The following is a 13,678-nucleotide window of genomic DNA, read 5'->3' as shown; positions in this document are numbered from 1 at the left end:
CATGAGCCCCCTGGCGGCCGAATCCCATGCAAGGCCCGGCCGGGAAGGCGAGGGCAAGCGCGCGCTGATCACCGGCCTGCATGGCTTCACCGGAAGTTACCTGGCGCGGGAATTGGCCTACGCCGGCTACCGGGTGTTCGGCACCGTGATGCCGGGCCATGAGGCCGGTCCCGACCTGTTCGAAGTCGACCTGCGCGACCGCGCCGCGGTGGCGGCGATGGCCGAACAGGTGCAGCCCGACGTGGTGGCGCACCTGGCCGCCATCTCCTTCGTCGCTCACGCCGACCCCGACGCCATGTACCAGGTCAACGTCGTCGGCACCCGCGACCTGCTCGAGGCGCTGGCCGGCGCGCGCCACCCGCCGTCGGCGGTGCTGCTGGCGTCGTCGGCCAACGTCTATGGCAACGCCCGCGTGGGGCGCATCGGCGAGGACGTCGCGCCGGCGCCGGCCAACGATTACGCGGTCTCCAAGCTGGCGATGGAATACATGGCGCGCCTGTGGATGGACCGCCTGCCGATCGTCATCGCGCGGCCCTTCAACTACACCGGCCGCGGCCAGGCCGAGCATTTCCTGCTGCCGAAGATCGTCGCCCATTTCCGCCGCCGCGCGCCGCGCATCGAGCTGGGTAACCTGAACATCGCGCGCGATTTCTCCGACGTGCGCGTGGTCGCCGCCGCCTATCGCCGGCTGTTGGCGGCCAGCCCGGCCGGCGAGGTATTCAACATCTGCTCCGGGCGCTCGCACACTCTCGCCTACGTGATCGACAGGCTCGGCGACATGGCCGGCTACCGCATCGAAGTCAACGTCAATCCGGCCTTCGTGCGCGCCCATGACGTGGTCCGGCTGGAAGGCAGCAACGACAGGCTGGCCGGCGCGATCGGCGCGCTCGAACCGATCCCGCTGGCCGAGACGCTGCGCTGGATGTACCAGTCGTGAGCGGACCGCGCGTCGGCCTCGGCGCCACCATGCTCGAACCGGCGCGCAACGGCGGCCGGCTGGACGGCATCGGCATCTACACCGATGCGCTGCTGCGCTACCTGCCCGCGGCCGGCTGCGACGTTACGCCGTACTCATATCCCGCGCCGCGCGCCGCCGGCGCCGGCATCGAAGTCGGCCAGGCGATGCCGCAGTCGTTCGAGGCGGCCATGCTGCGCGACCTGCTCACGCCGCGGGTTCACCGGGTGCACATGCCGGCCGATATCTTCCACACCACCGACTACCGTATCGTGCGGATGGACTGCCCGCAGGTGGCGACCCTGCACGACGCCCTGCCGATCAGCCATCCCGAGTGGTGCAGCCCGCGCCTGCGCGGCATCAAGAACTGGCTGCAGGGCAAAGCAGCGCGCAAGGCCGACCATGTGATCGCGCTGTCGCATTTCGCCATCGACGAACTGGTGGCCTGCTTCGGCATCGACCCGCGGCGCGTGTCGGTGGTGCCTTGCGGCGTCGACGTCGGCTGGATGCGCGAGCCCGACGCCGGCGCCGTCGCCGCCACATTGCGCGAGCACGGCCTGCGCGCCGGCTACTACCTGTTCGTCGGCACCCTGCAGCCGCGCAAGAACGTCGAGCGCGTGCTCGACGCCTGGCTGCAGCTGCCGGCCGCGCTGCGCGCCGAGCGCCAGCTGGTAGTCGTCGGCCAGCCCGGCTGGCGCTGCGAAACGCTGGTGAGCCGGCTGCGGGCGGCGGCGCAAAACGGCGAGAACGTGGTCTGGCTGAGCGCCCTGACCGACGGCGCCGCCCTGCGCCGGGTGTACGCCGGCGCCGCCGTGTTCGTGTTCCCCTCGCTGTACGAAGGCTTCGGCATCCCGGTGGCCGAGGCGATGGCGGCGGGCGTGCCGGTGATCGCATCGAATTCCAGCTCGCTGCCGGAAGTGACGCAAGGAGCGGCGCTCGAAGTCGATCCGCTGGACGCCGGCGCGATCGGCGACGCCATGCTGGCGCTGGTGCGCGACGACGCCCTGCGCGCGCGCTGCATGGCCGCCGGCCGCGCGCGCGCCGCCTCCCTGACCTGGCGCGAAACCGCGCGCCAAACCGCCGCCGTATACCGGCAGGTGCTGTCGCGCTGAGCGCGCGATGCGATTACACTGACCCTATGCGCGTCCTTCATTTTTACAAAGACTACTTTCCGGATTCGATGGGCGGCGTCGAGCAGGTGATCCGCCAGATGTGCGTGGGCACCGCGCGCCTGGGCGTCACCAACGAAGTGCTGACCCTGACCGCCGGCGACGACCTGCGCCCGTTCGAATTCGAAGGCCACACGGTGCGCCGGCTGCACCGCGACCTGAACATCGCGTCGAACGGCATTTCGTTCGCCGCCGTAGGAGAACTCAGGCGCCGCGCCGCGGAATGCGACGTCGTGCATTACCACTTCCCGTGGCCCTTCATGGACCTGGCGCACTTCGCCGCCGGCATCGACAAGCCGACCCTGGTGACTTATCACTCCGACATCGTGCGCCAGAAAATGCTGCTGCGGCTGTACGCCCCGCTCAGGCGCAAATTCCTGCGCAGTGTCGACGCCATCGTCGCCACGTCGCCGAACTACCTGGCCTCGTCCGCGGTGCTGGACCGCTATCGCGACAAGACGCGCACCATCACCTATGGCCTCGACAAGAGCATCTACCCGCAGCCCGACCAGGCGCGCCTGGACAAATGGCGCGCGCTGGCCGGCGACAAGTTCTTCCTGTTCGTCGGCGTGCTGCGATACTACAAGGGCCTGCACATCCTGCTCGATGCGGCGGCCAACCGCGACTATCCGGTGGTGATTGTCGGCGCCGGGCCGATCGAGCAGGAGCTCAAGGCCCACGCCGCGCGGCTCGGCCTGAAGCAGGTGATGTTCGTCGGCGCTCTGGACGACGCCGACAAGGTGGCGCTGCTGGCGCTGTGCTACGCGGTCGCCTTCCCGTCGCACCTGCGCTCGGAAGCGTTCGGGATCTCGCTGCTGGAAGGGGCGATGTACGGCAAGCCGATGATCTCCAGCGAGATCGGCACCGGCACGTCCTACATCAACATTCATGGCGAGACCGGGCTGGTGGTGCCGCCGAGCGACCCGCAGGCGTTCGGCGACGCGATGCGCATCCTGTGGGACGATCCCGCGCTGGCGCGGGAGATGGGGCGGCGCGCCGAAGCGCGCTACCAGGAGCTGTTCACGGCCGAGCGCATGGCGCGCAATTACCACGCGCTGTACCGGGAGCTGGCCGCGCGCTGAGTGTTGGTTGCGTGCGCGCGATGCTGGTATGCTGGCTCCTGAGCGCCGGGCGATCGTGCCCGGCTGCGTGCTAAGGGTCGTTGAATGTTTTTCAGACAAGCCGCATGTGCGGCACTGTTGGCAGTGGCGGGAAGCGCGGCGCATGGTTCGGAGGCCGCGCGGCTGCGCCTGATCACCGAGGCATCGCCGCCGATCAGCATGATGGAAGGCCGGCGCGTGATCGGCAGCGGCACCGAGAAGGTAGCCGAAATCATGGCGCGCACCGGCACCAGTTACACGCTCGAACTCCTTCCGTGGAAGCGCGGCTATACCTTCGCGCGGCAGCGCCCCGACGCCTGCCTGTTCTCCACCACCCGCACGGCCGAGCGCGAAGACCTGTTCAAATGGGTCGGCCCGACCGACGAGGCGGAATGGATCCTGCTGGGCCGCGCCGACCGCCAATACAACCTGCATACGCTCGAGGATGCGCGCGGCATGCGCATCGGCACCTACAACGGCGACGCGCGCGACGACTACCTGAGGGCGCGCGGATTCCAGGTCGACCCGGCGCCCAACGACATGATCAATCCGCGCAAGCTGCTGATGGACCGGATCGACGTCTGGGCGGCCAGCATCAAGCGCGGCACCACCATCGTCAAGCGCTACGACTGGGGCGACAAGATCGTGCCGGTGCTGTCGTTCAACCGGGTCGGCGTCTACCTGGCCTGCAATCCGGCGGTGCCGACGGAGCTGATCGAGCGCATGAACGCCGCGGTCGAAACGATGGTGCGCGACGGGACCATGAAGCGCATCGACCGCAAGTACGAGAAGTGGGTCGAAGACATGCAGCCGAAGCGATGAGGATCGTCGACGCGGCGGCCACGCGCGCGGCCTTGCCGTTCGACGCGCTGATTGCCGCGATCGAGGCGCTGTTCGCGGCCGGCTGCGAGGTGCCGCCGCGTCACGTGCATGCGGTCGGCGACGGCAAGGTGCTGATCATGCCGGCTTGGCAGGGCCGCTACATGGGCATCAAGACGGTCAACATCTTCCCGGGGAACGCTGTGCGCGGACTGCCCGGGCTGTTCTCTACCTACATCCTGTACGACGCCGCCACCGGCGAGCCGCTGGCCCAGATCGACGGCGACGAGATCACGTCGCGCCGCACGGCCGCCGCGTCGGCGCTGGCGGCGCGCTTCGTGGCGCCGGCCGATGCATCCACCTTGCTGGTGGTCGGCAGCGGCCGCGTGGCGCGCCTGCTGCCCGAGGCGTATCGGGCGGTGCGGCCGATCCGCGAGGTGATCGTCTGGAGCCGCAATCCCGACGCGGCGCGGCGCATGGCGGCCGAACTGGCAGCGGAGGGCATCGCCGCGCGCGCCAGCGAGAACCTGGAAGCGGCGGCCCGGCGCGCCGACATCGTCAGCTGCGCCACGCTGGCGACCGAGCCGGTGATGCGCGGCGAATGGCTGCGCGCGGGCAGCCACCTCGACCTGATCGGCAGCTTCACGCCGCAGATGCGCGAAGCCGACGACGCCTGCTTCGCCGGCGCGCGCCTGTTCGTCGATACGCCGGAAGCGCTGCAGAAGTCGGGCGAGCTGCTCGGGCCGATGGCGCGCGGCGTGTTCGCGCCAGGCGACGTCGCCGGCACGCTCGAATCGCTGTGCCGCGGCCAGGCCGGCGGCCGCTGCGACGACCTTGATCGCACCGTCTTCAAATCGGTCGGCACCGCGCTCGAAGACCTCGCGGCGGCGATGTTGGTGGCAGACCGTCTACTTTAGGCGCGCCCAGGCGCCTTGTTCGGCGCATTCCTTGTGTTATTCACCATGCAATGTCCGCAAACGTTGTTTTGCGTTGAATTATATTGCCTCATTTCAAGTTAAGCGCGCTACCGCACGCTGTGTGCTGCTCTGCACCACCCATACTGGCCTCGCTGGTCCGGTTGCGTACGCATCGGCCACCGTTTTTCGGTCCGCAGGATGATCCCATCCGGCCCTGGCCAGGAAAAATAGCATCCACAAAAGGAAACACCCTCCATGAACGCTCTCAAGCGCTATTCCCGAACCCTGCTTTGCACGGTCGGGCTCATCGTCACATCGTTGGTCGCCGGTTGCGGCGGCGGTGACCAGGGCCGCGACCCTATCCTCGGCCTGCCTGCCGCCACCCTCGTCAGCGTCGCCGTGACGCCAGCCACCGCGTCGGTCGCCATCGGCGCCACCCAGCAGTTCGTCGCAACGGCGTCCTATTCGGACGGCTCGTCGCGTGATGTCAGCACCGCCTCGGCCTGGACTTCGGCCACGCCGGCCGTCGCCACCGTCGGTGCCGCCACCGGCCTGGCCACCGGCGTCAGCGTCGGCAACGCAGCCATCAGCGCTGCCTTCGCCGGCAAGAGCGGCTCGGCCACACTGACCGTGACGCCAGCCACGCTGCGTTCGATCGTGCTGCTGCCGGCAAACCCGTCGGTCAACATCGGCGCCTCGCAGCGCTTCACCGTCACTGGCACCTTCAGCGACAACACCACGCGCGACGTTACTGCGGCGTCCACCTTCACGTCGGCCACCGCCGGCGTCGGCACGATCAACGCGGCAACCGGCGTAGCGCTGGGCGTGAGCGCCGGCACCTCGCTGATCACCGCGAAATCGGGTGTGCAGACTGCGACCACCACGCTGACGGTCAATCCGGTCACGCTGTTGTCGATCACGGTTGCTCCGCAAGCGCCGACACTGCTGATTGGCGCCACCCGCCAGCTGGCCGTCACCGCCACCTACTCGAACGCCACCACCGCTGACGTGACTGCCTTGTCGACGTTTGCATCGGCCACTCCGGCCAACGTGACCGTGAACGGCTCCGGCCTGCTGACCGGCGTCGCCGCCGGCGCCTCGGTGATTACCGCTACGTTCGGCACGCAGTCCGCCCCGACCACGGCCACCGTCAGCGCCGCGACCCTGTCGAGCATCGCCGTCACGCCAGCCACCGCCACCGTGGCAATCGCCGGCCAACAGCAGTTCGTCGCCATCGGCACTTACTCGGATAGCTCGACCGCCATCATCACCAACAGCGTGGCCTGGACCTCGTCCAACATCCTGGTCGGGACCGTCCTGAACACCGGCGTCGCCACCGGCGTCGCTCCAGGCAGCGCCACCATCACCGCCACGCAGGGCGCCAAGTCGGGCAACGCTGTGCTGACCGTGACCGCCGCTGTCGTCCCGCCTGTCGTTCTGAACCCGGTGCCACTGGGCCGCGCGGCCAGCTTCGGCGTGTTGGCCGGTACGTCGATCACCAACAATTCGGGCGGCCTGACCTTCGTCACCGGCGACGTCGGCTCGCCGTCGCAGACCACCGATCCAGCGCAGGCTGCCGGCTATTTCAACTACAAGTCCGGCGCGATCCTGGACGGCGCACTGGCTGACCTGGATGTTGCGATCACCAACGCCAATGCCCGTGCTTGCGATGTCTCATTCGCGGGCAACATCGACCTGGGCGGCGCATCCCTGGCGCCGGGCGTGTACTGCTACGCCGGCACCATCAGCATCACCGGCACCCTGACCCTGAACGGTAATGGCGTGTACATCTTCCGTACGCCGCTGACGCTCAACACCACCGCCAATTCGGCCATCGCGCTGATCAACGGTGCGACCGCGGACAACGTGAACTGGGTGCCGGTCGGCGCCACCACGCTGGGCGCCAACAGCACCTTCAAGGGATCGATCCTGGCCCGTGCGTCCGCGATCACCGCTGGCGACAACGCCACGCTGCTGAACGGCCGCGCGCTGAGCGGCGCCGCAGTCACCCTGCGCAACAACCCGATCACCAAGTAATCCCACCGAAAGCGATACGACATCATGAAAACAGCTAAGAAAATCGGCGCGCTGAGCGCCATCGCATTCGCGGTGCTGGCCAGCCAGGCCGCGTGGGCGGGCGAAGACACCTTCATCAACCCGGACTGGGCCAACCACTCGACCTATATCGGCCTGGGCATCGGCCAGTCGCGCGCGAACGTCGACGACCAGCGCCTGATCTCCAGCCTGACCGCCAACGGCGCCACGCTGGGCAGCTTCAGCACCGACGAGCGTTCGACCGGCGGCAAACTGTTCGCCGGCAAGCACCTGAACAAGTACTTCGCGGTGGAATTCGCCTACTTCGACCTGGGCAAGTTCGGTTTCAAGTCGACCACCTCGGGCGGCGGCGTATTGAACGGCGACGTCGGCTTCCGCGGCGGCTCGCTGGATCTGATCGGCGAACTGCCGCTGTCGCAGCGCATTTCGGTGTTCGCCCGCGGCGGCATGAATTACGCCGCGGCGAAAGCCCACTTCACGGGCAACCGCCTGTTCGCGGCGACCAATCCGGAACCGCGCGAGCGCAAGCTCAATGCCAAGGCCGGCCTGGGCCTGGAGTACAAGTTCAGCGAAGCGTTGGCAGTGCGCGCCGAAGTCGAACGCTATCGCGTGAACGATGCGGTCGGCAATCGCGGCGACGTCGACCTGGCGTCGGTCAGCCTGGTCTACAAGCCGGGCCGCCCGGTCGCGAGCAAGGCAGTGTACGTGGCGCCGCCGGTGGTTGAAGCGATGCCGGCGCCGCAAGCCGCGCCGACTCCACCGCCGCCGCCACCGGCACCGACGCCAGTGTCGGAGAAGGTCTCGTTCGCCGCCGAATCGCTGTTCGACTTCGACAAGGCGATCGTCAAGCCGGAAGGCAAGGCGGGACTCGATGACCTGCTGCGCAAGCTGGAAGGCATGAACACGGAAGCGATGATCACGGTCGGCCATACCGACTCGATCGGCAGCGACGCGTACAACCAGAAGCTGTCGCTGCGCCGCGCCGATGCGGTCAAGGCCTACCTGGTGTCGAAAGGCGTCGACGCTTCGCGCGTGTTCGTTGAAGGCAAGGGCGAAGCCCAGCCAGTGGCCGACAACAAGACCGCCGCCGGCCGCGCGCAGAATCGCCGCGTGACCGTCGAAGTGGTCGGCACCCGCACCGTCAAGTAAGAACGCGAGCAATCGCCAAAAGCCGTCCGGTGCAAGCCGGGCGGTTTTTTTTCGTCCAAACGACGGAAAAATGTCGTAAAACGGGCGCTTGAAACAATGCGTGTATTTTGCGGCCTCCCTGATATTTAGAATGAGGCCATTGATTCCGCCATTTGCGAAAGATAAAAATGACCAAATCCCTGCTTGCTGCTGTCATCCGGCTTGGAGACCGCTCTGGTTCGGGAGCTGCTGTGTCGAATACAATCGGTTAATTGATAACAAAGGGTAATGCGCAATGAAGCTCGTCTTCACCAAAGGGGCAGGGAAAACGGATCTAATGGAGGTTGTGCGTGGGGGGCAGCCGTCGGAGTGGATCGATTGTCCGAAGCAGGGAATCATTCCGCATGACATGGTGCATTACGCCGTCGAGCATACGCTGAACGCTCGTGGATTTCTCACTAGAGTGAAGGACGGCGAAGCGGCTGCGTTTCAAATGCAGAGTGAGGCGCAGAGTGATGCGGTAGAGCGCCTCGTCGAAGTCTTCCAGGGGGACGCGTGGTCTGGCGGTCATTCACCTGCACTGGAACTGATCGAAATGTACCGTGTCACATGCGATGCGAGATCGTGTCCTATGCTCGATGTCGATGAAGCAGCAATCTCAGAAGTGCGGGATGTGATTGCTGACCTGACCGAAAAGTGGAAGGCAGTGCCCGTGGGTGGCTTGCTCGAACTCGGCTTTGCGCGTGACGCTGGTGCAGCCTGATCCGGCCAGTGTGCGGACGCCCTGCAGTCGTCTGCTCTCGGGCCATAAGCAGAGTGCATCAGAAGCTGCGTCCTGCTGAAGTCCCCACATTCCCGAACAAAAGGGTGAGGTCTGCCATTCAGACACAAGCTCGATATTCGATTCCTGGAGTGGGCTCTGTGATTTCAGCAGAGCCCGTTGTGGAACGATGGACGTGCTCAGCACTCTGATGGACGCAATGTCGCGGCGGAACCGAAAATGGGGGCAGGTCCGGAGGAACAGGACCCCGTGCCTGCGGGGCGGTGACAAGCGTAAAAAAGGTCACTAACTCCCGGGGAGAATGGCCTTTTTGCCATGACTTGCGCACGAGTTGCTGGGTGCGAAGGGGGCGCCGCCTGTCGGCGTGACCTAGCGATGCCCCCGGAGGTTTTTTCCTGGGTCGCGAGTTAGGTAACAGGCCATCATGTCAGGCGAGCGCGTCGAAAAGCCACTCTCCTTATCTTGAAGGAAGCTCACCTCCGTGGGATAGCCCACGACCTGCCATCCGATATCCGGGCCCTTGGAATTATCGTGAGAGAGGGACACAACTTCGAAGCGGCACGACGACGATCCGCGTGTGAACCGGTAGGTTCGGCGCATCGATCCGCCTGCGTCTTCCTGCTCGATCAGGTCCACTGGGAGCGCCCGGCATTGGCTGAAGGAGGTGAGCCAGGACACTGTCTTGGTTTGCACGGCGAGCGTGCCGTAGCAGGCGCGCCCGGTGCCAAGGAAGCGACCGGTAAAGGGCGGGCTAGCCTGGGCGCCCACACTGAGGACGATGGTGATGGCCGCCGCCGCGGCTCTCACGCGGCGCATTTGCGCTCGGAAAGTGCGGCTGATCGCATCACCGCGAGACAGTATTCGAGCTTTCTTGCATAGTCGGGATCGCCGATGTTGTACCGACTCGCGATGGTTGAAGGAGTTGCCATACTCCACCTCACAATAATTTTTTGGACTGCAGCTTTCCGATACTTGAGTGTCTGCCCTGCGTGAAGCGTGTGGATGCCCGCGTTAAGGCTCTTGATAGTATCAATGGTAGTTGAATTCGCCCGCGCAATGCGGTCAACGCTGTCTCCCGCTTTGACGGCGACCTCATACGTTTTTTTGCCGCGTTCATCCTGCACGGTTGCGATCGCGTAGCTTGCGAGCCGCATCAGTAAATAGCCAACTCCGGCACAGATATTCATGCGAGGCGTGCTGGCGACTGTTGCGATGTTCAGCTTGTCCTTGTATTCCTCTGGAATGATGAGTGTCCCGACTTCCTTGTCCGACAGCAGTGCGCGTAAGCCGGGGTCGCCCGGATTTCCGATCTGGATAGGGTTACTGCGCCATGCCCTGTTGTCAGGTCCACCGGACTCGGTCCAGACCATGGCTTTGATGAGACGCCAATCAAGCGGGATGAAGCCGGCAGTGCCGAGAAGGTGTCGATTGTACTGGGTGACGATGAGTTGAATGTCGCAGTCGTATTCGTTCCATCTCGAATCCTTGCGGGCGCCGTCGATCGTATCCTGCCATCGTTCATATCTGGTCTTTGCCCTGGTCGTCCCGGGAGATCCTTGGTGAGCTGTCATTGTCCTCCTCTCGGGCTCATCGAGCCGTTAATTGTGGGTCTTTAATTGACGCCGCGCTTAAATGCGCGATGGTTTATGTTAGACGTCGCGTGCCATCGCAATTTGCCCATACGCAATGTCGGATCGGTTGCCGGTCCGGTTGGAGGCGAGCCGAAGAAGTGGGATCTGTCGGCGGGGGCGATTCGATCCGAGCGAAGGCGAGGAAGCCCGTGAGGGCGCACCCCCGCGTATCACGGTGCTCGTCAAGAGCGCCGTCCAGTGAGGCGATGCACGGACGACATCTGGTCTTCGGTTGGCCGTTGATTCAATTTGCGCTTGCGTTTGCATGTGATCTTTGCTGCCTGTTGAACCCGGCTTCGTGTTGAGGGCGTTGCCGGATCTTCTGATTAGTGGTGGCGATGGAGCAAGCGCAACAAGAGCAACAAGAGAACAAGAGGGTCAGGTCTGCCATTCAGACACAAGCTCGGTATTCGATTCCTCGAAAGGGCTTGTGATTTCAGTAGAGCCCGGTTTGGAACGGTGGACGTGCTCAGCACTCTGATGGACGCAATGTCGCGGCGGAACCGAAAAGGGGGGCAGGTCCGAAGGAACAGGCCACGTGTCGTGCGCGGCGGCGACAGACGTAAAAAAAGCCATTCACTCCCGGGGAGAATGGCCTTTTTGCTATGACTTGCGCGCGAGTTGCTGGTGCCCAGAGCCGGAATCGAACCGGCACGCCGCGAAGCGGCAGATTTTGAGTCTGCTGTGTCTACCAGTTCCACCATCCGGGCAGCATTACAGCACGTCAAACGCAAGACCCGCATTATAGACGACAGATGGGCAGAAAACGAGTTTTTTGTGTGCCCCGGCCCGTTTGGGGCCCGCGATCCTAGTGCCGGGAATCATCGTTCAGGCGTATCATCTGCACTCCCTGAGCACTCCCGCCGCCCAGCACGGCGGCAAGCACGATGAAGAACAAGAAGATTCGCGAAATTATCCTCGGTAAGCCGCTCGACCCGATGAAGAGCGAGACCCGCCACTCGATGGTGCTGGTCGCGTTCCTGGCCTGGGTCGGCCTTGGCGCCGACGGCCTGTCCTCGTCCGCCTACGGCCCCGAAGAGACCTTCCGCGCACTCGGCTCCCACACCCACCTCGGTCTGTACATGGCGATCGCCACGGCCGTCACGGTGTTCATCATCGCGCTGGCCTACAACCAGGTCATCGAACTGTTCCCGACCGGCGGCGGCGGCTACCGTGTCGCCACCAAGCTGGTCGGACCGTACATGGGCCTCGCCTCCGGCTGCGCGCTGGTGCTCGATTACGTGCTGACGATCGCGATCTCGATCGCGTCCGGCGTCGACGCGCTGGCATCATTCCTGCCGCTCGGCTTCCAGCCGTGGAAGTTGTGGGCCGAGGCCTTCTTCATCGGCCTGCTGATCGTGATGAACCTGCGCGGCCTGAAGGAGGCAATCCAGATCCTGCTGCCGATCTTCCTCGGCTTCGTCGCCACCCACCTGGTGCTGATCGTGTACGGCATCGTGGTGCATTCCTCGCACCTGCCAGGCCTGATTCCCGCGACGATGGCGGAAACCGGCGAGCTTGCGAAAAGCATGGGCTGGACCGGCGTGGCCGGCATGCTGCTGCTGGCGTACTCGCAGGGCGGCGGCACCTACACCGGCCTGGAAGCGGTGTCGAACAACGTCAACCTGCTGGCCGAGCCGCGCGTCCGCACCGGCAAGATCACGATGATGTACATGGCGCTGTCGCTGGCGTTCACCGCGGCCGGCATCATCCTGCTGTACCTGTTGTGGGACGCGCATCCGGTCGAAGGCGAAACGCTAAACGCGTCGACCTTCAAGGCCATCATCGCCAACGCCGGCCTGGGCGGGCAGACCGCGAACCAGGTCCTTCTGGTGATCGTGCTGGCGTTCGAGGCGGGCCTGCTGTTCGTCGCGGCGAACACCGGCTTCCTCGGCGGCCCGTCGGTGCTGTCGAACATGGCGGCCGACTCATGGCTGCCGCACAAATTCCGCTACCTGTCGACCCGCCTGGTGACCGAGAACGGCATCCTGGTGCTGGGCATCGCGGCGCTGGCGATCCTGTTCTGGACCGGCGGTAAAGTGCAGCTGCTGGTGGTGCTGTATTCGATCTCGGTGTTCCTGACCTTCGCCATCTCGCTGTTCGGACTGTGCCTGTATTGGTGGCAGAGCCGCAAGGAGCACGGCCTGCGCTGGATCCGCCGCTTCCTGCTGTCGCTGCTCGGCTTCGTGATTTGCGCCGGCATCCTGGTGATCCTGCTGATCGAGCGCTTCGCGGAAGGCGGTTGGGCGACGGTGGCGATCATCGCGGCGATGGCCGGCCTGTGCGTCTACATTCGCAACCACTACCGCGAAACCAAGCAGGCGATCCACTCGGTCGACGAAGTGTTCGCCAACCAGCCGTTCGGTCCGGGCACCGAGGCGGTCGAGCCGGAGCCGGAAGCGCAGACCGCGGTGTTCATCGTCGGCTCGTCGCGCGGCGGCGGCTTGCACGCCTTGCTGTGGGTGCTGCGCATGTTCCCCGGCCACTTCAAGAACTTCATCTTCGTGAATGCGCGCACGGTCGATTCGCATGCCTATGGCGGCGAAGGAGCGCTCGAAAAGATGCGCGACGAGGCGGCCGACACGCTGGAGTTCTTCGTCGACTTCTGCCACAGCCACGGGATGGCGTCGGCCTCGTACATCGGCTTCGGCACCGACGCGGTCGATGAAGTGACCAAGATGTGCGAAGAGATCAACCGCAGCTTTCCGAACTCGATTTTCTTCACCAGCAAACTGATTTTCGCGCAGGACAACTGGTTCACGCGCGTGCTGCACAACCAGGCGGCGCTGGCGGTGCAGCGGCGACTGCACCTCGAGGGCTTGCAGATGGTGATTCTGCCGATGAAGGTGTAACTCACGCGGCGCCGACAAATTCGGGGTCAGGTCCGCCGGACTGAAGTGCCACCCAAATGTTGGACAGCGAGGATAACTAGCTGATCGCGTACCGAATCCTGTACTTCACAGGACTCAGGCCCTTCAGCCTCGATTTAATGCGCTTGCAATTATAGTATTCGATGTAGCTTGTGATCGCGAGCTGTAACTGGTCGACGCTGCTGAATTTCGTTCGATGAAACATCTCGCTTTTGAGGATGCCAAAGAAGTTCTCCATCACTGCATTGTCATG

General features: G+C 64.8%; 11 protein-coding genes and 1 tRNA gene. 9 read left to right on the top strand and 3 right to left on the bottom strand.

Annotated features, from left to right (window positions below):
• Position 1 precedes the first annotated feature (1 nt).
• The 8 genes from AC1D02_RS20545 to AC1D02_RS20510 all read left to right on the top strand — a co-directional run bounded on the left by AC1D02_RS20545 (position 2) and on the right by AC1D02_RS20510 (position 8,906).
• Complete coding sequence (locus tag AC1D02_RS20545) at positions 2-937, top strand: NAD-dependent epimerase/dehydratase family protein (RefSeq protein WP_477320322.1); 936 nt, start codon at positions 2-4, stop codon at positions 935-937.
• A complete protein-coding gene (locus AC1D02_RS20540; RefSeq protein WP_477320321.1) occupies positions 934-2,067 on the top strand; it encodes a glycosyltransferase family 4 protein in 1,134 nt (377 codons plus the stop codon). The genes AC1D02_RS20545 and AC1D02_RS20540 overlap by 4 nt, the downstream gene beginning before the upstream one ends.
• A 26-nt stretch (positions 2,068-2,093) precedes the next feature.
• Positions 2,094-3,206: a glycosyltransferase family 4 protein gene (locus AC1D02_RS20535; protein WP_477320320.1), complete on the top strand. Its 1,113-nt coding sequence runs from the start codon at positions 2,094-2,096 to the stop codon at positions 3,204-3,206.
• 84 nt (positions 3,207-3,290) lie between these two features.
• Positions 3,291-4,046, top strand: coding sequence for a substrate-binding periplasmic protein (locus tag AC1D02_RS20530; protein ID WP_477320319.1), 756 nt, complete (start codon positions 3,291-3,293; stop codon positions 4,044-4,046).
• Positions 4,043-4,960 carry a bifunctional Delta(1)-pyrroline-2-carboxylate/Delta(1)-piperideine-2-carboxylate reductase gene (gene lhpI, locus AC1D02_RS20525; protein ID WP_477320318.1) on the top strand — a complete coding sequence of 306 codons (918 nt, stop codon included), beginning with the start codon at positions 4,043-4,045 and terminating at the stop codon, positions 4,958-4,960. Before AC1D02_RS20530 ends, lhpI begins: the two co-directional genes overlap by 4 nt.
• 255 nt (positions 4,961-5,215) lie before the next feature.
• Positions 5,216-6,997: an Ig-like domain-containing protein gene (locus AC1D02_RS20520; RefSeq protein ID WP_477320317.1), complete on the top strand. Its 1,782-nt coding sequence runs from the start codon at positions 5,216-5,218 to the stop codon at positions 6,995-6,997.
• 24 nt (positions 6,998-7,021) lie between these two features.
• A complete protein-coding gene (locus AC1D02_RS20515) occupies positions 7,022-8,164 on the top strand; it encodes an OmpA family protein (RefSeq protein WP_477320316.1) in 1,143 nt (380 codons plus the stop codon).
• A gap of 274 nt (positions 8,165-8,438) precedes the next feature.
• Positions 8,439-8,906, top strand: a complete 468-nt coding sequence (locus AC1D02_RS20510) for a hypothetical protein (RefSeq protein WP_477320315.1) — start codon at positions 8,439-8,441, stop codon at positions 8,904-8,906.
• Between the two features lie 821 nt (positions 8,907-9,727).
• On the opposite strand, the gene AC1D02_RS20505 is transcribed toward AC1D02_RS20510, so the two are convergent.
• Positions 9,728-10,495: a LysM peptidoglycan-binding domain-containing protein gene (locus AC1D02_RS20505; RefSeq protein ID WP_477320314.1), complete on the bottom strand. Its 768-nt coding sequence runs from the start codon at positions 10,493-10,495 to the stop codon at positions 9,728-9,730.
• Between the two features lie 685 nt (positions 10,496-11,180).
• Positions 11,181-11,265: transfer RNA gene (locus AC1D02_RS20500), tRNA-Leu, on the bottom strand.
• 177 nt (positions 11,266-11,442) lie between these two features.
• On the opposite strand from AC1D02_RS20500, the gene AC1D02_RS20495 reads away from it, so the two are divergent.
• Positions 11,443-13,407, top strand: a complete 1,965-nt coding sequence (locus AC1D02_RS20495; protein WP_477320313.1) for an APC family permease — start codon at positions 11,443-11,445, stop codon at positions 13,405-13,407.
• 76 nt (positions 13,408-13,483) lie between these two features.
• Here the strand turns inward: AC1D02_RS20495 and AC1D02_RS20490 are convergent.
• Positions 13,484-13,678 (bottom strand): IS3 family transposase (locus tag AC1D02_RS20490; RefSeq protein ID WP_477318928.1); only part of this gene is annotated, 195 nt, incomplete at its 5' end.

It is taken from the genome of Massilia sp. P1_C10, assembly GCF_056406475.1.
This window is presented reverse-complemented; position numbering and strand designations above follow the sequence as displayed.

Bases quoted from the DNA above. Each gene is read 5' to 3' on its own strand.
- AC1D02_RS20545 (WP_477320322.1), top strand. From the start codon at position 2: ATGAGCCCCCTGGCGGCCGAATCCCATGCAAGGCCCGGCCGGGAAGGC.
- AC1D02_RS20535 (WP_477320320.1), top strand. From the start codon at position 2,094: ATGCGCGTCCTTCATTTTTACAAAGACTACTTTCCGGATTCGATGGGC.
- AC1D02_RS20530 (WP_477320319.1), top strand. From the start codon at position 3,291: ATGTTTTTCAGACAAGCCGCATGTGCGGCACTGTTGGCAGTGGCGGGA.
- lhpI (WP_477320318.1), top strand. From the start codon at position 4,043: ATGAGGATCGTCGACGCGGCGGCCACGCGCGCGGCCTTGCCGTTCGAC.
- AC1D02_RS20520 (WP_477320317.1), top strand. From the start codon at position 5,216: ATGAACGCTCTCAAGCGCTATTCCCGAACCCTGCTTTGCACGGTCGGG.
- AC1D02_RS20515 (WP_477320316.1), top strand. From the start codon at position 7,022: ATGAAAACAGCTAAGAAAATCGGCGCGCTGAGCGCCATCGCATTCGCG.
- AC1D02_RS20510 (WP_477320315.1), top strand. From the start codon at position 8,439: ATGAAGCTCGTCTTCACCAAAGGGGCAGGGAAAACGGATCTAATGGAG.
- AC1D02_RS20505 (WP_477320314.1), bottom strand. From the start codon at position 10,495: ATGACAGCTCACCAAGGATCTCCCGGGACGACCAGGGCAAAGACCAGA.
- AC1D02_RS20495 (WP_477320313.1), top strand. From the start codon at position 11,443: ATGAAGAACAAGAAGATTCGCGAAATTATCCTCGGTAAGCCGCTCGAC.